Genomic DNA, 17,454 nt, shown 5'->3' on the forward strand with positions numbered 1-17,454 from the left:
GTCAGCTGCAGCAGTTGGGATCGAGCACCGTGCACAGCGCGGAGAGTGCGTCGCGGCGGGCTCGGTGGAAGGTGTTCATCCCGCGCCGCTCGGACTCCACGAGCCCGGCCTTGCGGAGCTGGCCGAGGTGATGCGACACCGTGGACTCGCCGAGGCCGACCGCGGCGGCGAGGTCGCCGCCGTTGCGTTCGCCGAGCGGGGTGGTCAGCAGCAGCGACAGCAGCTTGACCCGGACCGGGTCGGCGATCGCTTTGAGCCGCAACGCCACCTCGAGGGCGGCGGCGTCGTCGACCGGTCCCGCCGCGACGGGAGCGCAGCAGACCGGGGCGGACATATCAATCACGGGTAGCGCCTTGGGCATGAAATCGAGACTACCCGCGGTATTGACATATGTCGAAAAGGTGAGCAGACTCGGCATCAGAAGTTCTTCGATATATGTCACACAAGTGGAGGTTCGATCATGTCTCGTATCCAGCTGGCCCTCAATGTCGACGATCTCGACACCGCCGTGCAGTTCTACTCGACCCTGTTCGATGCCGAACCGGCCAAGCGCAAGCCCGGCTACGCCAACTTCGCGATCACCGAGCCGCCCCTCAAGCTCGTCTTGATCGAGAACGCAGGCCAGGGCGGGTCCATCAACCACCTCGGCGTCGAGGTCGAAACCTCCGAGCAGGTCCACGGCGAGATCGCCCGACTCTCCGAAGCGGGCCTGTTCACCGAGGAGCAGATCGCGACCACGTGTTGCTTCGCCACCCAGGACAAGGTGTGGGTGACCGGCCCGGGGTCCGAGCGGTGGGAGGTCTACACGGTGCTGGCCGACAGCGAAACCTTCGGCACCGCACCCGAACTCGGCCGGACCGACGCCGAAGCGGTCGACGTGTGCTGCGGCACTGCCGCCGAAGCCGAGGCCGAGGGCGCCTGCTGCGGCACCGAGGCCAAGCAGAAGGCCGTCGCCTCCGGCGCGAGCTGCTGCGGCTGACACGCCTCGGCAGTGAGTGAGTTCGCCAGGGCGTAGCTCCCGCCACCTCGGCGGGAGCTACACCCCGGTTGAGCTTCGGAGTGCTCCGCCAACCGCAGGCGCGCGCAAGCGGGCGCGGCCTGGTGTTTCCGCCCAGCGGGAGAACGCGGTTCCGGCCGCGCCGCCCGAACCTACCGTGACCTGCATGACTGCACGAGTTTTCCCGACCACAGGCCCCGGCGCCGTTCGCGATCCGGAAGTCGCGGCGATGCTCGCCGCGCTCGACGCCGGATTTCCCGATGTCGCCGCGATGGAGGCCGCCGAGGTGCGGGCTGCGATCCGCGCCAGACGTGCTCCGCTGCAACGTCTTCCCGATATGCGTGCGGCGCGCGACCTCACTGTCGACGGGCCCGGTGGGCAGTTGCCGCTGCGGGTGTTCCGGCCGCATCACGATGGTGACGCGCTGCCGGTGATCGTGTTCGCGCACGGTGGCGGGTTCGTGTTCTGTGATCTCGACAGTCATGACGAGTTCTGTCGTTCGATGGCGGCGGGGGTCGGTGCGGTGGTGATCTCGGTCGATTACCGGCTCGCGCCGGAGCACCCGGCCCCTGCCGCCCACGACGACATGCTTGCCGCGTTGCGGTGGGCAGCCGAGAACGCCGGCGCGTTCGGCGGTGATCCGGCCAGGATCGCGCTGGCCGGTGACAGTGCGGGCGGAAATCTTGCGGCCACCGTGGCGATCGCCGCCAGGGACGGTGGTGGCCCCGAGGTCGCGGCGCAGATTCTGATCTATCCGGTCATCGACGACGATTTCGAGACCGAGTCCTATCAGCGGTTCGGCACCGGGCACTACAACACGACCAGTGCCATGCAGTGGTACTGGCAGAACTACGCACCGCACGGGACCGACGACGTGCGTCTTGTGCCGACCAGGGCGTCGTCGCTGGCCGGCCTACCGCCCGCGGTGGTGGTCACCGCCGAACTCGACCCGCCCTGCTCGGCCGGGGACGCCTACGCGCAGCGCCTGGCCGGTGACGGCGTCGCGGTGCGGCATCGCCGCTACAACGGGCTGTTCCACGGCTTCCTCACCATCCCGTCCTTGGCCGCTACCCGAGCTGCCCGCACGGAGGTCTGGGCGATGGTGCGCGACGTGCTCGGTCCGGCGTAGCGGTTGGCCTCGACGGCGATTCGCGGCCGAAGGAAGTCGCCTACGGTCGCGACCCGCTGCGTCGCCCGGGGACGATCATCGGCGCCCCGGTCAGCGGATCGTCGATGACCACACAGTCGAGATCGAACACCTCCCGGACGAGTTCGGGGGTGACCAGCTCACGCGGCAGTCGCCGGTCCACGACGAAGAACCGGTCGAGCCTGCGCCGCGGATGACCGGTCACGACGTCCCACAGCGCCCGCGGCCCGACCATGTACTCGCCGACCATGTGCGACACCAGCACCAGGACGACGACCAGCCCCAGCAGGATCGCGGTGACCGTGGTGGCCCTGCGGTCGAAGCGCACGGTGTAGCGGCCGACGAGCAGCACCTGATCGGTGCGCGTGATCCCGGCCCGCGCGAACCGCCGTGCTCGCCCGCCCCGACAGTAAGGCCGTCACGCTTCGGCTCCCATCCGTGGACTCCAGACGATGAGGGCGATCAGCGCGGACTGCCGAGAAAGGCCGTCATCACCCCGACCGGAACTGGTTCACCACCGCCGATGACCCGGCCGCCCAGCACGTCGTCCAGATCGCGGGCCGCCAGCGAACCGATCCGCCAGAACCGGAACGAAACCGCCAGTCCCCGATGATCACGCGCACGCTGCCGTCACCCTGCCCGAACAGCGCGGCGACCACCTCGCGCATCGGAATCGACTTGGCGCCGATAGCCAGGCTGGCGACACACACGCCGAACAACACGACCGCGGCGACCGTGCTCGCGCAGCCCCAGCGCATCGTCGTCCTCGATTCCCCGCACCTCGACGCGCTCGTGTCACCGGGCATCAGCTGGCCGCGATCACCGAGCGGGCCGAGCAGTTCGAGCAGATCAACGGTGAGGTGGTCTTCCACGCCGACCAAGAGCCGGGTGGTGTCGCTGTGGGGCTCGCTGCCCGCGGTGACGGCGGGACGCGCCTACGAGGTCTCCGACGACACCTGGATGCCGGGCATCGGCGTCATCGGCGCGGGCCAGATCATCGACGAGATCGAGCGCGTGATGGCGTGATCGCCGCGGCGGCCCGGCCGGCTCACCGGTCGGCCGGGTCGTGCATGCCCTCTTCTTCGCGCACGCGCTGCTCGATCTCGCGCCAGCGACCCGGCGTCGGATGGGGATAGTCGGCGCGGTCGTCGTGCTCGGCGCCCGCCAGCACGGTGGCCGCGTTGTCGATGTCGTCGATCAACTGCTGGGCGAGTTCCCGTTCGGCCGTGTAGTGGCGCTGCGCCCACTGCAGCACGAGCTGCGAATAGGCCCAGCCCGGTTCGGACTTCGCCGCTTCGGCGTCGATCGCGGCCCGCTGTTCGAGCTGTTCGACGTCGGCGATGTGGTCGCGCAGGATCTGCTTGATCCGGTCCGGTGAACCGAGATGGCCGAACATGACGCGCAGCAGCACATGGTGTTTGAGCACCGAGGCGTCGACCGGCGCCTTGTTCCACCACGCGGTGACGGCCGCGCGGCCGGCATCGGTGATCTGGTAAAGCCGTTTGCCCCGCATGGCGTTGTCGTGGTCGAGCCGCGAGCTCGCGAACCCGTGGTTCTCGAGCTTCTTCAGTTCGGCGTAGATCTGGCTGTAGGACGGGGTCCAGTAGAAGTAGCGCAGACTCCAGTCGGCCCACTTCTTCAGGTCGTAGCCGGAGACTTCCTCCTCGTAGGAGAGCATGGCGAGCACCGCCCAGCTGGTCGGCGGCAGATTGGGCACGCCGGGATCGGGATCGGGAGTCGCCATCGCTGAATGTTAGCAACCGCGCGTACCACTATTTACCCGCCGACAACCGCTGACCGGGAGAACGTCTTGAGCCGCCCACCGCTGACCCCGGATCGTGGGGGCATCGAGTTCCGTTCGGGAGGACCCCTATGAATGCAGACAACGTCGCCGTCGACGCAGGTATCCCAGCACCCGCCGACCTGCGCAGAGTGCTCGGTCACTTCGCGACCGGCGTCGCGGTGATCGCCGCCCACGACGGGACGCGACCGCTCGGTTTCACCTGTCAGTCGGTGGTGTCGGTGTCGCTGGACCCGCCGTATGTGTCGTTCTGCCCGGCCAAGAGCTCCACCAGCTGGCCGCTGCTGCGGGAGGCGGGCGCCCTGTGCATCAACATCCTGGCCGAGGAGCAGAGCGCGCTGTGCCGTCAGTTCGCGGTGAGCGGCGCCGACAAGTTCGCCGGCGTCGAGTGGGATCGCGCGGGCAACGGCGCACCAGCGCTGGCCGGGGCGCTGGCCCATATCGAGGTGAGTGTGGAGCTCGAGCACGACGCGGGCGATCACACGGTGGTGCTGGCCCGGATCGGTGACCTGCGCGCGGCCGAGGACGGCAGGCCGCTGCTGTTCTATCGCGGCGGGTTCGGCGGCTTCGCGGCCTGAACGACGACGACGGGGTGGTCCGATCAGCTCGGACCACCCCGTCGCCGTGTCTCACGCCTCGATGACGTCGAAGCCCTTGTATCCGGCGGCCGCGACCTCGGCGATGATCTCGCCGTAGACGCCGAACCCGCCGACGAAGGGCATGAACACCCGCGGCCTGCCCTCGATGTTCGCGCCCAGGTACCACGAATTCGCCTGGGTCATCAGCGTTCCCGCGGCCCGCGTCGCGCATTCGCGCACCCAGTCGGCCACCGCGTCCGGGCGCGCCTCGAGTGCCGTCGCTCCCCTGCCGTCGAGGAAGGCGATGGCCTCGGCCACCCAGTCGACGTGCAGTTCCGAGTGCAGCACCATGTTCGCCAGCACCGAGGGACTGCCGGGCCCGGTCAGGTTGAACAGGTTGGGAAAGCCCGTCATCCCCAGTCCCAGATAGGTTTTCGGCCCTTCCCGCCACGCCTCGTTGAGCGATTCACCGCCGCGGCCGACGATGTTCATCCGCGACACCGATCCGGTCATCGCGTCGAATCCGGTGGCAAGTACCAGGGTGTCGATCGGGTAGTGCGTGTCGCCGGTGTGCACGCCCGCCGCGTCGATGCGGGTGATCGGCGTCGCGCGCAGGTCGACGAGCTCGACATTGTCGCGGTTGTAGGTCTGGTAGTAGTTCGTGTCGGTGCAGATGCGCTTGGTGCCGATCGGGTGATCGCGCGGGACCAGCAGGTCGGCCACCCGCGGGTCGTCGATCACGGCGCGCACCTTCTCCTCCCAGAACAGCCGCGCGGTGTCGTTGGCGGCCAGGGTGACCAGCTGGTCGGGGAAGGTCTTGCTGAACAGCACGCCGCCCAGCGCCCAGCGCTTCTCGTAGGCCTCGCGCAGTTCCTGCTCGCTCACCTCGAGCGCGGACTTCGGGTGCGCCTGGTGCGGGGAACCGCCGCCGCTGGCCATCGACAGCCGCCTGCGCTCGGCGTAGTTCGCCTTCTGCGCCTGCCGATCCTCCTCGCTCAGCGGTGTATTACCCGCGGGCACACTGTAATTGGCGGTCCGCTGGAAGACGTGCAGTCGCGCGGCCTGCTCGGCCAGGCACGGGATCGTCTGGATACCGGAGGATCCGGTGCCGATGACGCCGACCCGCTGCCCGGTCAGGTCGACGCCCTCGTGCGGCCAGTGCGAGGTGTGCAGGATCTGACCGGCGAAGGTGTCGAGGCCGTCGATGGCGGGGGTGTTCGCGTTCGACAGCGGCCCGGTGGCCAGCACCACGAACCGGGCCGACACCGCGCGCCCGGTGTCGGTGGCGACCTGCCAGCGCAGGGTCTGCTCGTCGAGCACGATATCGGTGACGCGCGTGCCGAATTCGATGTCGCGGCGCAGGTCGTAGCGGTCGGCGACGTGCTCGAGGTAGGCCAGGATCTCGGGCTGGGTGGCGTACTTCTCGCTCCAGTTCCACTCCTGCTGCAGCGCGTCGTCGAAGGAGTACGAGTAGTCGACGCTCTCGACGTCGCAGCGCGCGCCCGGGTAGCGGTTCCAGTACCAGACGCCGCCGACGCCCTCGCCTGCCTCGAACACCCGCACGGTCAGGCCGCTGCCGCGGAATCGGTGCAGGGCGTACAGGCCGGCGATGCCGGCACCGACGACGACCACGTCGACGTCGGCGGGGCGGATCGCTGGTGCCGATGGGGTCTCGGGGTTCACAGTGCCTACCTTTCGATGGAGACCGGTTCTCTGCGGGCGACGCTAGGGACGCGCGGGCCGCGAGAGCAGATGTCCTTCCCGCTGACCGGCACGTTCGCGCATCGATCGCCTCCCGGTGATCGGGATGCTCCGCTGCGTGACCGCCGTCACCGGACCTACCGTCATCGGCACTACGAGGTGGTACCAGGAGGAAACAGTGGTGGACTGGAACGACGAGGTGGATGTGCTGGTCGCGGGCTCGGGCGGTGGCCTGGCCGGTGCCTATACCGCCGCCCGCGAGGGGCTCAGCGTCGCGGTGGTCGAGGCGACCGACAAGTTCGGCGGCACGACCGCGTACTCGGGCGGCGGTGGGGTGTGGTTCCCGTGCAACCCGGTCCTCGAGCGAGCGGGCACCGACGACACGATCGACGACGCGCTCACCTACTACCGCGCCGTCGTCGGTGACCGCACCCCCGACGAGCTGCAGCAGACCTATGTCCGGCGGGGTCGCGACCTCATCGAGTACCTCGAGGCCGACAACCATTTCGAGTTCCAGATGCTGCCGTGGCCGGACTACTTCGGCAAGGCGCCCAAGGCCAGGCTCGACGGGCAGCGCCACATCATGCCCACACCGCTGCCCGCCGCCGAGCTGGGCGAGCTGCGCGAGTCGCTGCGCGGACCGCTGGACACCGATCGGCTCGGCGCTCCCCTGCCGGAGCTGCTGATCGGCGGGCAGGCGCTGATCGGGCGCATGCTGCGCGCGCTGTCGACCTACCCGCACGCCAAGCTCTACCTGGAGTCGCCGCTGGTGGAGCTGGTCGTCGAGGACGGTGTGGTGACCGGTGCGATCGTCGAACGCGACGGCGACCGGGTCGCGATCCGCGCGCGCCGCGGTGTGGTGCTCGCCGCGGGCGGCTTCGAGCAGAACGACGAGCTGCGCAAGCACTACGGCGTGCCCGGCGAGGCGCGAGACACCATGGGGCCCTGGGGAAATCAGGGCTTGGCGCACCAGGCAGGCATCGCGGCGGGCGCCGACACCGATCTCATGGATCAGGCGTGGTGGTCGCCCGGGCTGACCCATCCGGACGGGCGCTCGGCGTTCGCGCTGTGGTTCACCGGCGGCATCTTCGTCGACCAGGAGGGCAACCGGTTCGTCAACGAGTCGGCGCCCTACGACCGCCTCGGCCGCGAGGTGATCCGGCAGATGAACGACCGCGGTCTGACGCTGCCGTTCTGGATGATCTACGACGATAAGGAAGGCGAGGTTCCGCCGATCAAGGCCACCAACGTGTCCATGGTCGAGACGCAGAAGTACGTCGACGCGGGCCTGTGGCACACCGCCGACACCCTCGCCGAGCTGGCCGCGAAGATCGGCGTGCCCGCGGCGAATCTCGAGGCCACCGTGGAGCGGTTCAACGGCATGGTCGCCACCGGCGTCGACCCGGATTTCGGGCGCGGTGACGAGGCCTACGATCGCGCCTTCTCCGGCGGCGAACCGCCGCTGGTGACCATCGACAAGGGCCCGTACCACGCGGCCGCGTTCGGCATCTCCGATCTCGGCACCAAGGGCGGCCTGCGCACCGACACCGCGGCCCGGGTGCTCGGCCGCGACGGCGAGCCGATTCCCGGCCTCTACGCGGCGGGCAACACCATGGCCGCGGTCAGCGGCGAGGTCTACCCCGGCGGCGGCAACCCGATCGGCGCGTCCATGCTGTTCAGCCACCTCGCCGTGCGGCACATCCTCGGCGACTGAGCGAGCACGGGTCCCTCCCGCTGGCCGGGAGGGACCTGTCCGCAGCGGCCACAGAGTGTGGTTCCGTTCACATATCCCCCTTCTCGACATTTCAGGAGCAACACGATGGCTTCAGCGGACGACATTCGCGCGACGGTGCGCAAATATGTGGAGGCCGTCGGCAGCGGTACGGCTGCCGACGTCGTCGCCCTCTACCGCGAGGACGCGACGGTGGAGGACCCGGTCGGCACCGAACCGCACGTCGGCCACGCGGCGATCACCAAGTTCTACGAGGCCATCGAGCCGCTGAAGCGCTCGACCGAACTGTTCACCGTGCGCGTCGCGGGCAACAGCGCCGCGTTCAGCTTCCGCGTGGTCACCGAGTTCGGCGACCAGAAGTTCACCCTCGATCCGATCGATGTCATGACCTTCGACGAGGACGCCCGCATCACCAGCATGCGCGCGTTCTGGTCCCAGGACGACATGGTCGTCGGCTGAGCTGAGGCGAGAATGACTGCGACCGAACAACACTGGGATCACGAAGTCGGCTTCCTCGTCGTCGGCAGCGGCGCGGGCGGGCTCACCGGCGCGCTCGCCGCCGCCGACCGGGGGCTCGACACCCTCGTCATCGAGAAGGCCGCTGTCTACGGCGGCAGCACCGCGCTCTCGGGCGGCGGCATCTGGGTGCCCAACAATCCGGTACTGCTGCGCGAAGGCCTCGGCGATTCGCGCGCCGACGTGCGTGCCTACCTCGACGCCGTCGTCGGGGACCGGGTGCCGTCGGAGAATCTCGACGCGTTCATCGACGAGGGCCCGCGCATGCTGGCCTTCCTCGAGACCAGCCCGCACCTGCGTTTCCAGTGGTGCACCGGCTATTCCGACTACCACCCCGAGGCGCCGGGCGGGCGGCCGGCGGGCCGGTCCATCGAGCCGCTGCCGGTGGACCTCAAGCAGCTCGGCGACGACGAGGATCTGCTGCGGCCCGCCGCGCTGGCGACACCGCCGGGACTGTTCATCACGTCCAAGGATTTCGTCCAGCTCAATATGGTGACCCGCACCTGGAAGGCCCGCTGGACCGCGCTGCTGACCGGTCTGCGGGCGATCAAGGCGATCGTGTTGCGCAGGCACATGGACACGCTCGGCCGCGCGCTGATCGCCCGGCTGCGGCTGGCCCTGCGCGACGCGGGTGTCCCGCTGTGGCTCAACACGCCGCTGCGCTCGCTGATCACCGACGACTCGGGCGCGGTGCTCGGCGTGGTCGCCGAACGCGACGGCCGCGAGATCCGGATCAGGGCGCGCGACGGCGTGCTGCTGGCCACGGGCGGTTTCGAGCACAATCAGGCCATGCGCAAGCGCTATCTGCCCGAGGGCGGGCGCGACAACTTCAGCGCGGCCTCGACCGACAACACCGGTGACGGCATCGTCGCGGGTGAGAAGGTCGGCGCGGCAGTGGATCTGATGGACGACGCGTGGTGGATGCCGTCGTTCCAGCGGCCCGACGGCATCAATCAGGTGCTGGTCTCGGAGCGGTCGATCCCGCGCTCGATCATCGTCGACAGCACGGGCAAGCGCTTCACCAACGAGGCGTCGCCGTATGTGACGTTCGTGCACGCCCAGCTCGCGGGCGGCCACGACCCGGCGTGGCTGATCTTCGACGCCAAGGCCAAGAGCCGCTACCCCATCGGCGGACTCGTGCCTGGCCAGAAGTTCCCCGCCTCGTGGACGTCGACCGGTCTGGTGCAGATCGCGCCGGACATCGAGGGACTCGCCACCGCGATCGGTGTTCCCGTCGCCACGCTGCGCGAAACCGTCGACCGTTTCAACGGTTTCGCCCGCGACGGTCACGACGCGGACTTCGGCCGCGGCGTCAGCGCCTACGACAACTACTACGGCGACCCGACCCTGGACACCCCGGCGCTCGACGTCATGGACAAGGGCCCGTACTACGCGCTGCGGGTGCGGATCGGCGACCTGGGTACCAAGGGCGGACTGGTCTACAACGCCGACGCCCAGGTCCTGCGCGCCGACGGCACACCCGTTCCCGGTCTCTACGCCGCGGGCAATACCTCGGCCGCCGTGATGGGCAACGACTACGCGGGCGCGGGCGCGACCATCGGCCCCGCGATGGTGTTCGGTTACGTCGGCGCGCGGCATGCCGCGGGCGAGCGATGAGGCGGTAGTCATGCAACCCGTCGAATGCGGTACCTGCGGCAACAAGGTGCTGGCCGAGAAGTTCAGTCCCAGCCACACCAGCATCCAGTGGCTCGACGACGCCGAGTCCGCGTGCCCGGAGTTCGCCCGCCGTGCCGCGCTCGGCGAGCACAGCAGCTGGATCCCCACCTGCCCCGCCCTGCGCGATTCCATCGAGAACGCGGTCCGCGCGGGCGCTCTGGCGACCGATCAGTTGCGGCACGAGCCGGTCCCCGGCCGGCTCGGCTGACCCCACAGACAAGGAGAGAAACCCATGAACAGACTCGACGATCACCGCACGCTGGTGACCGGCGCCGCGTCCGGCATCGGCCAGGCCACCGTGCTGCGGCTGCTCGACGAGGGCGCCACGGTCGTCGGCGCCGACGTCTCGGCCGACGGCCTGGCCGCCACCAAGGCGCAGGCCGCCGAACGCGGCACCGCCGACCGGCTCACGACGCTGACCATCGATATCGGTGACGAACAGTCGGTCATCGCGGGTGTCCGCTCGTCGGTCGAGACCCTCGGCGGTCTGGACTCGCTGGTGAACGCGGCGGGCATCCTGCGCGCCTCGCACACCGAGCAGACCTCCCTGGACCTGTGGGACCTGATCATCCGGGTGAACCTCACCGGAACGTTCTTGGTGGTCCGCGAGGCGCTGCCCGCGCTGCTGGCGAACCCGCGCGCGACCGTCGTCAACTTCAGCTCCACCTCGGCGGCCTTCGCCCACCCGTACATGGCGGCCTACGCGGCGAGCAAGGGCGGCATCCAGTCCTTCACCCACGCACTCGCCCTCGAATACGGCGGCAAGGGCCTGCGCGCGGTCTGCGTCGCCCCCGGCAGCATCAAGTCCGGAATCACCGACGCCACACCGGGATACGTCCCCGCCGACGCCGACTGGGCGCTGTTCTCGAAGCTGTCCCCCGTCCTGCCGACCGACCGGGAATCCGGCGGCGCGGGCATGGGCGACCCGACCGCGGTGGCCGGCGTGATCGCCATGCTGGTCTCCGAGGACGGCGCCTTCATCACCGGCACCGAGATCCGCATCGACGGCGGCACCCACGCATGACCGAGCTGAGCTACGAGGCGACCCTGCGCGAGATCCGCACCGACGCGGGCGTGCTGCGCTATCACGAGGCGGGTGAGGGTCCGCCGCTGTTGCTGTTGCACGGGTCGGGTCCCGGTGTCACCGGGTGGCGCAATTTCCGCGGCAATCTCGCGACGTTCGCGGACCGATTCCGTTGTCTGGTCCTGGAATTCCCCGGTTTCGGGGTGAGTGACGACTTCGGCGGTCATCCGATGGTGACCGCGCTGGACGCGGTCGTCCGCTTCGTCGACGCGCTCGGCCTGGACAGTGTCGACATCATCGGCAACTCGATGGGTGGCGGGGTGGCGCTCAATTACGCCATCGCGCATCCGGATCGGGTCGGCAAGCTGGTGACGATCGGCGGTATCGGGCGCAATCTCTTCAGCCCCGGCCCCGGTGAGGGCATCAAGCTGCTGCAGGAGTTCACCGAGGAACCCACCCGGGAGAGGTTGATCCAGTGGCTGCACTCGATGGTCTACGACCCGGCGATGGTGACCGAGGAGCTGATCGAGGAGCGCTGGACCCAGGCCACCGATCCGGCCACCCTCGACAGTGCGCGGCGGATGTACGGCAAGACCGCGTTCGCGATGATGGTGCGGGCGATGGAGGCTTCCGACGCGCCGCCGCCGTGGGCGATGCTGCACAAGGTGCAGGCGCCGACGCTGATCACCTGGGGCCGTGACGACCGGGTGAGCCCGCTGGATATGGCGTTGATCCCGATGCGCACGATTCCGCGCGCCGAACTGCATGTGTTCCCGAACTGCGGGCACTGGGCGATGATCGAGCGCAAAGACGAGTTCGAGTCGGCGGTGCTGGCGTTCCTGACCCGCAAGGATGTCGACCGGACGGTGTGATCGACGGTTCTGCTGCCCCCTGTGACGCGGGAAGGAGGAGTCCTCACTCTCTTCCCTTTCCAACATATAGCGCACAGGGGGCCTTGCCGCAAGGCCCCGTGTGTGCCGCATAATCGTCGGCCGAAGCCAGAAGCTGCGGAAATGGGAGTGATCGACGCGCTCCGCCGGGATCGACGAACCGGGAAAGTGAGGGCATGTGTCAACTCAGGGGTATCAGGACGAACTGCGGTCCGAGCAGAACTATGTGGACGGGCTGTACGCGCGGCTCGATGCCGAGCGTGCCCGGGTGAAGGGCCGTTACAGCGCGGCGCTGCGCGGCAAGGGCGTCTCGGCGATGGAACGCGATTTCGAGGTGCGGGCGCTGGGCAAACAGGCCAAGCGCCTGGATGTGGCCGACAACGGGCTGTGCTTCGGCAGGCTCGACTCGCTGTCGGGGGAAGCGTCCTATATCGGCCGGATCGGCCTGTTCGACGAGGCGAACGAGTTCGAGCCGCTGCTGCTCGACTGGCGGGCGCCCGCGGCGCGCGCGTTCTATGTCGCGACCGCCGCGACGCCGGAGGACATGCGCAGGCGCCGCCAATTCCACACGCGCGGGCGGCAGGTGACCGACTTCACCGACGAGGTGCTCGGCAGGCCAGACGGTGACGAGCGGGGCGACGCGGCCCTGCTCGCGGCGGTCAACGCGCCGCGCGGTGCGGGCATGCGCGACATCGTCGCGACGATCCAGGCCGAGCAGGACGAGATCATCCGGCTCGATCATCCGGGCGTGCTCGTGATCGAGGGTGGCCCCGGCACCGGCAAGACGGTGGTGGCGCTGCACCGTGTCGCGTACCTGCTCTACACCCAGCGCGAGCGGATGGAGCGCCAGGGTGTGCTGGTGGTGGGCCCGAATCCGGCGTTCCTGAATCACATCGCGCACGTGCTGCCCTCGCTGGGTGAGACCAATGTGGTGTTCACGACCGCGGGCGATCTGCTGCCGGGACTGCACGTCACGGCGGAGGACGCCCCAGCAGCCGCGCGGCTCAAGGGGTCCCTGCGGATCCTCGACGTGCTCGCGGCCGCCGTCGCCGATCGGCAGCGGCTGCCGGTGGAGCCGGTGCCGATCGAGCTGGCGGATGTCACCGTGCGCATCGACGCCGAGACCGCGCAGTGGGCGACCGAGGAGGCGCGAGCGAGCGGGCGGCCGCACAACGAGGCGCGGGAGGTGTTCCGCGAGATCGTCACCTATGTGCTCACCGAGCGGGCCATCGGCCGGATCGGGAAGGGCTGGCTGACCCGCGACGACCGTGAGGCGTGGGAACAGCTGCGCACCGATCTGGTCGCAGAGCTCGCCGAGAGCGAGGCGTTCACCGCGGCTCTGGACGACCTGTGGCCGATCCTGACGCCGGAAACCTTCCTCGCCCAGCTGTATTCGTCGCCGGAGCGGCTGCGCGCCGCCGGCGCCGACGAATCGCTGTACCGCGCCGAGGGTGACGCGTGGACGGTGTCGGATGTCCCGCTGCTCGACGAACTCGTCGACCTGCTGGGCCGGGACAAGCCCGTCGACGACACCGCCGAGCGGGAACGCAAGGCCGAGGCCGCCTACGCCGCGCGCGTGCTCGAGGACACCATGGTCAGCCGCGAAGACCACATGGACGACGAGGACCACCTCTTCGCCCAGGACATGCTCTTCGGCGAGGACCTGGCCGAACGCTTCCTGGAGCGCGACACCAGGGAACTCGCCGAACGCGCTGCCGCGGACCGGGATTGGACCTACCGGCACGTTGTGGTCGACGAGGCGCAGGAACTGTCGGAGATGGACTGGCGGGTGCTGATGCGGCGCTGCCCCGGCAAGTCGTTCACCGTGGTGGGCGACCTCGCCCAGCGCCGCTCGGCGGCGGGCGCGACATCGTGGGCCACCGTGATGGAGCCCTACGTCCCCGGCCGCTGGGCCTACCGCGCGCTGACGGTGAACTACCGCACCCCCGCGGAGATCATGGCCGTCGCCGCGGCGGTCCTCGCCGAGTTCGCGCCGGAGGTCACGCCGCCGGAATCGGTCCGCGCGTGCGGCGTGCAGCCGTGGGCCCGGCGCGTCGATCCGGCGGACTTGTCCACTGCCATCGCGGAATTCGTGCGTGACGAAGCGGAGCGCGAGGGCACCAGTATCGTGATCGGCCCGCCGGATGTGCCGGGCACGGTCGCCGCGTCGGAGACCAAGGGCCTCGAATACGACGCGGTCCTGGTGGTGGAACCGGAACGCATCCTCGCCGACGGGCCACGCGGCGCGGCCGAGTTGTATGTCGCACTCACCCGCGCCACCCAGCGCCTCGGCGTGCTGCACCGCGGCGAATTGCCGCCGGCGCTGCGCGGACTTGCCGACGCCCCCGCGCCCGTTCCGGCGCGTTGACGCCACCCGCACCGTGCGGACCGGAGGCACCCGGCGACCTGTCCAGCGCTGACGCCACCCGCGCAGCCGCATCGGGCGGGACCTCGGCTTCCGGTGGGCCGACGCCCGCGCGGGCTGCTGATCGGCAGCCCGCGTAGGCGGCGCTAGCGCTGGGTGCTGCCCGCGTCGACGGGCAGAGTCACCGCGGTGATGTAGCGAGCCTCGTCCGAGGCGAGGAACAGCGCGGCGTTGGCGATGTCGACCGGTTCGACCCAGGGGATCGGGAGCATGTTCATCGATCGCGCCGCCTCGGCGAATTCTTCGCGCGTCGGATTCTCGCGGTCGGGCCGGAACACTTTGCGCACCATGTCGTTCTGGATCATCGGGGTGTCCACATTGGTCGGGTGGACCGAGTTGACCCGGACGTGATGCGGGGCGAGCTCTTTGGCGAGTGAGCGCATCAGTCCGACCACCCCGTGTTTGGCGGCGGTGTAGTGCGCGACGCCGACCAGGCCGCGCAGCCCCGCGATCGAGCTGGTCAGGATCATCGCGCCACCGCCGCGGGTGATCAGGTGCGGAGTGGCGGCCTTGCAGGTCTGCCACACGCCGGTCAGGTTGACGTCGATCATCGTCTGCCACTGCTGTTCGGTCAGGTCCAGTGCGCCACCGCTGGAACTGATTCCCGCTGTGGCGCAGACGATGTCGAGGCCACCCAGTTCGCCGGCCGCGGCGTCGACGGCGGTCCGCAGCGCCGCGCCGTCGCGGACGTCGACGGTGGCGGCCACGATCCGTGCGCCCGTCGCCTCGACGGCGCGCACGGTCTCGGCGAGGTCGTCGGGGGTCGCCCCCGGCGTCACGACGGTGTCGACCGGTCCGCAGATGTCGATCGCGATGATGTCGGCGCCCTCCTCGGCCAGCCGGATCGCCTGGGCGCGGCCGATGCCGCGCGCGGCGCCGGTGATGAGCGCGATCTTGCCCGAAACCCGTCCCATGTCACACCTTCTGAGTCAGTCCGGCATCCACCACGAGCTGGGTTCCCGTCACGTAACGGGACTCGTCGGATGCGAGGAAGAGCACGGCATTGCTGATGTCGACCGGGTCGACCCACGGCACCGGCAGCAGGGTGCGGGCGGCCAGTGCCTCGGCCGCGTCCTGCTGGGTCGGGTTCGTCAGGTCGGGCCGGAGTTTGGCGTAGACCGTGTCGTTGAGGATCATCGGCGTCGCCACCGAGCCGGGATGCACCGTGTTGACCCGGATTCCGCGCGGGCCGAGTTCGTTGGCCAGGGTGCGGGCGAGCCCGACCACGGCGTGCTTGCTGGCCGAATAGTGCGAGGCGGTGGCGGCGCCGGTGATGCCGTTGGTGGAGCTGACGATCACGATCGAGCCGCCGTCGCTCAGCGCCGGGACACCGGCGCGCACCGTGTGCCACATGCCGGTGAGATTGATGTCCATGGTGCGCTGCCAGGCGTCATCCGACAGTTCCCAGGACAGGCCCAGGTCGCGGTAGATCCCGGCGTTGGCCACGATCACATCGAGGCGGCCCAGCGCGGCGACCCCGTCGGCGACGGCCACGTCCAGCGACGCCTGGTCGCGCACATCGGCCACCGCGGTCACGCACAGGCGACCCGTGGCCTCGACCTCCGCCGCGGTCTGCGCCAGTTCGGCGGCCGCCGGCTCGATGTCGAGGGCGATGATGTCGGCGCCTTCCTCGGCCAGGCGGCGGCAATGGGCGCGGCCCATCCCGCCGGCCGCGCCGGTCACCAGCGCGACGGTGTTCTGCATGCGATTCATCGGGCGCCCCCGGAAGGTCGAGTGTCCACGGCGCCGACGCTAGGGTCGCCGCCCGAGGTCTCCGACCTGGTCTTCCCGGTCAGTGGGCAGTGCGCGGCGATCTCCCGTCCACCGGGAGCCACCGGCCACGGGATCGCGCAGAGCTGCGACGGTAGCCCGCACACCGGTTCTGTGATCGAGGAGGACACCAGTGACGAGGGCGACTGTCGACGTACCGCGTGGCTCGCGGGTGGTGACGCTGCGCGTAGCGGCCGTGATCGAGGAGACCGCGGACGCGCGCACGCTCGTGTTCGACGTACCCGACCACGCCGCCGACCGTTTCTCCTACCGGCCCGGCCAATTCCTCACGCTGCGCATCCCGAGCGAGCAGACCGGACCTGTCGCGCGCTGCTATTCGCTGGCGAGCTCACCGTTCACCGGTGAAGCACCGCAGGTGACCGTCAAGCGCACACCCGGCGGCTACGGCTCGAACTGGTTGTGCGACAACATCTCCGTCGGCGACACCCTCGATGTGCTGCCCCCGCTGGGCACCTTCACCCCGGCCTCTCTCGACACCGATCTGCTGCTGTGGGCGGCGGGCAGCGGCATCACCCCGGTGATGTCGATCCTGCGGTCCGCCCTGGCCCGCGGCTCGGGCCGGGTGGTGCTGTTCTATGCCAATCGCGACCAGGAGTCGGTCATCTTCGCCGCCGCCCTGCGCGAGCTCGCCGCCCGCTATCCCGGCCGGGTGACCGTGGTGCACTGGCTCGAATCGCTCCAGGGCCTGCCGAGCACCGACCAGCTGGCGCGGTTCGCCGCGCCGTATTCGACCTACGAGTCGTTCGTGTGCGGGCCGGGCCCGTTCATGTCGGCGGTGACCGACGCGCTGGCCGGTGCCGGGTGGCCGCGTGAGCGCGTCACCACCGAGGTGTTCGTCTCGCTCTCGGGCGATCCGTTCGCCGAGCCGGAGCCGCTCGATCCCGCCGACACCGAAGACGCCGCCCGCGTCGAGGTGGAGCTCGACGGCACCGTGCACGCACTGAGCTGGCCGCGCTCGCGCACCCTCGTCGACGTCATGCTGGCCGACGGACTCGATGTCCCCTATTCCTGCCGCGAAGGCGAATGCGGTTCGTGCGCGTGCACCGTCGTCGACGGCGAGGTCAGCATGACCAATGCCGCGATCCTCGATCAGGAGGACATCGACGCCGGCTACGCCCTGGCCTGCCAGGCTCGTCCGCGCACCGACCAGGTCCGCATCCGCTTCTGACCCGAGA

The 17,454-nt window shown here is 69.7% G+C and carries 19 protein-coding genes; 12 read left to right on the forward strand and 7 right to left on the reverse strand.

What is annotated here, in order from left to right; genetic code table 11:
- Nucleotide 1: 1 nt before the first annotated feature.
- The gene (locus IEY60_RS01110; protein WP_189022831.1) at nt 2–361 is read right to left on the reverse strand and encodes an Rv2640c family ArsR-like transcriptional regulator; all 360 of its coding nucleotides are present in this window, start codon (nt 359–361) and stop codon (nt 2–4) included.
- 99 nt (nt 362–460) lie between these two features.
- Between IEY60_RS01110 and IEY60_RS01115 the strand changes: the two genes are divergently transcribed.
- The gene (locus IEY60_RS01115) at nt 461–979 is read left to right on the forward strand and encodes an ArsI/CadI family heavy metal resistance metalloenzyme (protein ID WP_189022833.1); all 519 of its coding nucleotides are present in this window, start codon (nt 461–463) and stop codon (nt 977–979) included.
- 184 nt (nt 980–1,163) lie between these two features.
- The gene (locus IEY60_RS01120; RefSeq protein ID WP_189022835.1) at nt 1,164–2,126 is read left to right on the forward strand and encodes an alpha/beta hydrolase; all 963 of its coding nucleotides are present in this window, start codon (nt 1,164–1,166) and stop codon (nt 2,124–2,126) included.
- A 40-nt stretch (nt 2,127–2,166) separates the two neighbouring features.
- On the opposite strand, the gene IEY60_RS01125 is transcribed toward IEY60_RS01120, so the two are convergent.
- Together IEY60_RS01125 and IEY60_RS01130 are read right to left on the reverse strand one after the other, a co-directional pair.
- Nucleotides 2,167–2,496, reverse strand: coding sequence for a hypothetical protein (locus IEY60_RS01125; RefSeq protein ID WP_189022837.1), 330 nt, complete (start codon nt 2,494–2,496; stop codon nt 2,167–2,169).
- Between the two features lie 139 nt (nt 2,497–2,635).
- Nucleotides 2,636–3,016 (reverse strand): hypothetical protein, encoded by a 381-nt coding sequence (locus IEY60_RS01130; RefSeq protein WP_189022840.1) that lies wholly within the window; start codon nt 3,014–3,016, stop codon nt 2,636–2,638.
- Here IEY60_RS01130 and IEY60_RS01135 point away from each other — a divergent pair.
- Complete coding sequence (locus tag IEY60_RS01135) at nt 3,000–3,170, forward strand: hypothetical protein (RefSeq protein ID WP_189022842.1); 171 nt, start codon at nt 3,000–3,002, stop codon at nt 3,168–3,170. The two genes, IEY60_RS01130 and IEY60_RS01135, sit on opposite strands and share 17 nt — an antisense overlap.
- A gap of 22 nt (nt 3,171–3,192) precedes the next feature.
- Here IEY60_RS01135 and IEY60_RS01140 read toward each other — a convergent pair whose 3' ends face one another.
- The gene (locus IEY60_RS01140) at nt 3,193–3,888 is read right to left on the reverse strand and encodes a PadR family transcriptional regulator (protein ID WP_189022844.1); all 696 of its coding nucleotides are present in this window, start codon (nt 3,886–3,888) and stop codon (nt 3,193–3,195) included.
- A 128-nt stretch (nt 3,889–4,016) separates the two neighbouring features.
- Here IEY60_RS01140 and IEY60_RS01145 point away from each other — a divergent pair, with 128 nt between their 5' ends.
- Nucleotides 4,017–4,523, forward strand: coding sequence for a flavin reductase family protein (locus IEY60_RS01145; RefSeq protein ID WP_189022846.1), 507 nt, complete (start codon nt 4,017–4,019; stop codon nt 4,521–4,523).
- Nucleotides 4,524–4,574: 51 nt separating this feature from the next.
- Here the strand turns inward: IEY60_RS01145 and IEY60_RS01150 are convergent, their stop codons facing one another.
- Entirely contained in the window at nt 4,575–6,206 is a 1,632-nt protein-coding gene (locus IEY60_RS01150; protein WP_189022849.1) for a flavin-containing monooxygenase, read from the reverse strand.
- A 196-nt stretch (nt 6,207–6,402) separates the two neighbouring features.
- Between IEY60_RS01150 and IEY60_RS01155 the strand changes: the two genes are divergently transcribed.
- From IEY60_RS01155 to helR, 7 genes are all read left to right on the forward strand, one after another.
- On the forward strand, nt 6,403–7,938 hold the full coding sequence (locus IEY60_RS01155) for an FAD-binding protein (protein WP_229739591.1): 1,536 nt from the start codon (nt 6,403–6,405) through the stop codon (nt 7,936–7,938).
- Nucleotides 7,939–8,043: 105 nt separating this feature from the next.
- A complete protein-coding gene (locus tag IEY60_RS01160) occupies nt 8,044–8,415 on the forward strand; it encodes a nuclear transport factor 2 family protein (protein ID WP_189022853.1) in 372 nt (123 codons plus the stop codon).
- Nucleotides 8,416–8,427: 12 nt separating this feature from the next.
- Nucleotides 8,428–10,089 carry an FAD-binding protein gene (locus IEY60_RS01165; RefSeq protein WP_189022855.1) on the forward strand — a complete coding sequence of 554 codons (1,662 nt, stop codon included), beginning with the start codon at nt 8,428–8,430 and terminating at the stop codon, nt 10,087–10,089.
- Between the two features lie 10 nt (nt 10,090–10,099).
- Nucleotides 10,100–10,357 carry a hypothetical protein gene (locus IEY60_RS01170; protein ID WP_189022857.1) on the forward strand — a complete coding sequence of 86 codons (258 nt, stop codon included), beginning with the start codon at nt 10,100–10,102 and terminating at the stop codon, nt 10,355–10,357.
- 24 nt (nt 10,358–10,381) lie between these two features.
- Complete coding sequence (locus tag IEY60_RS01175) at nt 10,382–11,173, forward strand: SDR family NAD(P)-dependent oxidoreductase (protein ID WP_189022859.1); 792 nt, start codon at nt 10,382–10,384, stop codon at nt 11,171–11,173.
- Complete coding sequence (locus tag IEY60_RS01180) at nt 11,170–12,045, forward strand: alpha/beta fold hydrolase (RefSeq protein ID WP_189022861.1); 876 nt, start codon at nt 11,170–11,172, stop codon at nt 12,043–12,045. The genes IEY60_RS01175 and IEY60_RS01180 overlap by 4 nt, the downstream gene beginning before the upstream one ends.
- 196 nt (nt 12,046–12,241) lie before the next feature.
- On the forward strand, nt 12,242–14,431 hold the full coding sequence (gene helR / locus IEY60_RS01185) for an RNA polymerase recycling motor ATPase HelR (protein WP_189022863.1): 2,190 nt from the start codon (nt 12,242–12,244) through the stop codon (nt 14,429–14,431).
- Between the two features lie 143 nt (nt 14,432–14,574).
- Here helR and IEY60_RS01190 read toward each other — a convergent pair whose 3' ends face one another.
- Together IEY60_RS01190 and IEY60_RS01195 are read right to left on the reverse strand one after the other, a co-directional pair.
- Nucleotides 14,575–15,402, reverse strand: a complete 828-nt coding sequence (locus IEY60_RS01190) for a mycofactocin-coupled SDR family oxidoreductase (protein ID WP_189022865.1) — start codon at nt 15,400–15,402, stop codon at nt 14,575–14,577.
- A 1-nt stretch (nt 15,403) separates the two neighbouring features.
- Nucleotides 15,404–16,201 carry a mycofactocin-coupled SDR family oxidoreductase gene (locus IEY60_RS01195; RefSeq protein ID WP_189022867.1) on the reverse strand — a complete coding sequence of 266 codons (798 nt, stop codon included), beginning with the start codon at nt 16,199–16,201 and terminating at the stop codon, nt 15,404–15,406.
- Between the two features lie 190 nt (nt 16,202–16,391).
- Between IEY60_RS01195 and IEY60_RS01200 the strand changes: the two genes are divergently transcribed.
- On the forward strand, nt 16,392–17,447 hold the full coding sequence (locus tag IEY60_RS01200; protein WP_189022869.1) for a ferredoxin--NADP reductase: 1,056 nt from the start codon (nt 16,392–16,394) through the stop codon (nt 17,445–17,447).
- The last annotated feature ends 7 nt before the right edge of the window (nt 17,448–17,454 follow it).

Source organism: Nocardia rhizosphaerihabitans (assembly GCF_014646295.1).
Classification (GTDB): Bacteria; Actinomycetota; Actinomycetes; order Mycobacteriales; family Mycobacteriaceae; genus Nocardia; species Nocardia rhizosphaerihabitans.

Coding starts and splice junctions, on each gene's coding strand:
- IEY60_RS01115 (WP_189022833.1), top strand. CDS start 461: ATGTCTCGTATCCAGCTGGCCCTCAATGTCGACGATCTCGACACCGCC.
- IEY60_RS01140 (WP_189022844.1), bottom strand. CDS start 3,888: ATGGCGACTCCCGATCCCGATCCCGGCGTGCCCAATCTGCCGCCGACC.
- IEY60_RS01190 (WP_189022865.1), bottom strand. CDS start 15,402: ATGGGACGGGTTTCGGGCAAGATCGCGCTCATCACCGGCGCCGCGCGC.
- IEY60_RS01170 (WP_189022857.1), top strand. CDS start 10,100: ATGCAACCCGTCGAATGCGGTACCTGCGGCAACAAGGTGCTGGCCGAG.
- IEY60_RS01120 (WP_189022835.1), top strand. CDS start 1,164: ATGACTGCACGAGTTTTCCCGACCACAGGCCCCGGCGCCGTTCGCGAT.
- IEY60_RS01145 (WP_189022846.1), top strand. CDS start 4,017: ATGAATGCAGACAACGTCGCCGTCGACGCAGGTATCCCAGCACCCGCC.
- IEY60_RS01160 (WP_189022853.1), top strand. CDS start 8,044: ATGGCTTCAGCGGACGACATTCGCGCGACGGTGCGCAAATATGTGGAG.
- IEY60_RS01165 (WP_189022855.1), top strand. CDS start 8,428: ATGACTGCGACCGAACAACACTGGGATCACGAAGTCGGCTTCCTCGTC.
- IEY60_RS01110 (WP_189022831.1), bottom strand. CDS start 361: ATGCCCAAGGCGCTACCCGTGATTGATATGTCCGCCCCGGTCTGCTGC.
- IEY60_RS01180 (WP_189022861.1), top strand. CDS start 11,170: ATGACCGAGCTGAGCTACGAGGCGACCCTGCGCGAGATCCGCACCGAC.
- IEY60_RS01195 (WP_189022867.1), bottom strand. CDS start 16,201: ATGAATCGCATGCAGAACACCGTCGCGCTGGTGACCGGCGCGGCCGGC.
- IEY60_RS01175 (WP_189022859.1), top strand. CDS start 10,382: ATGAACAGACTCGACGATCACCGCACGCTGGTGACCGGCGCCGCGTCC.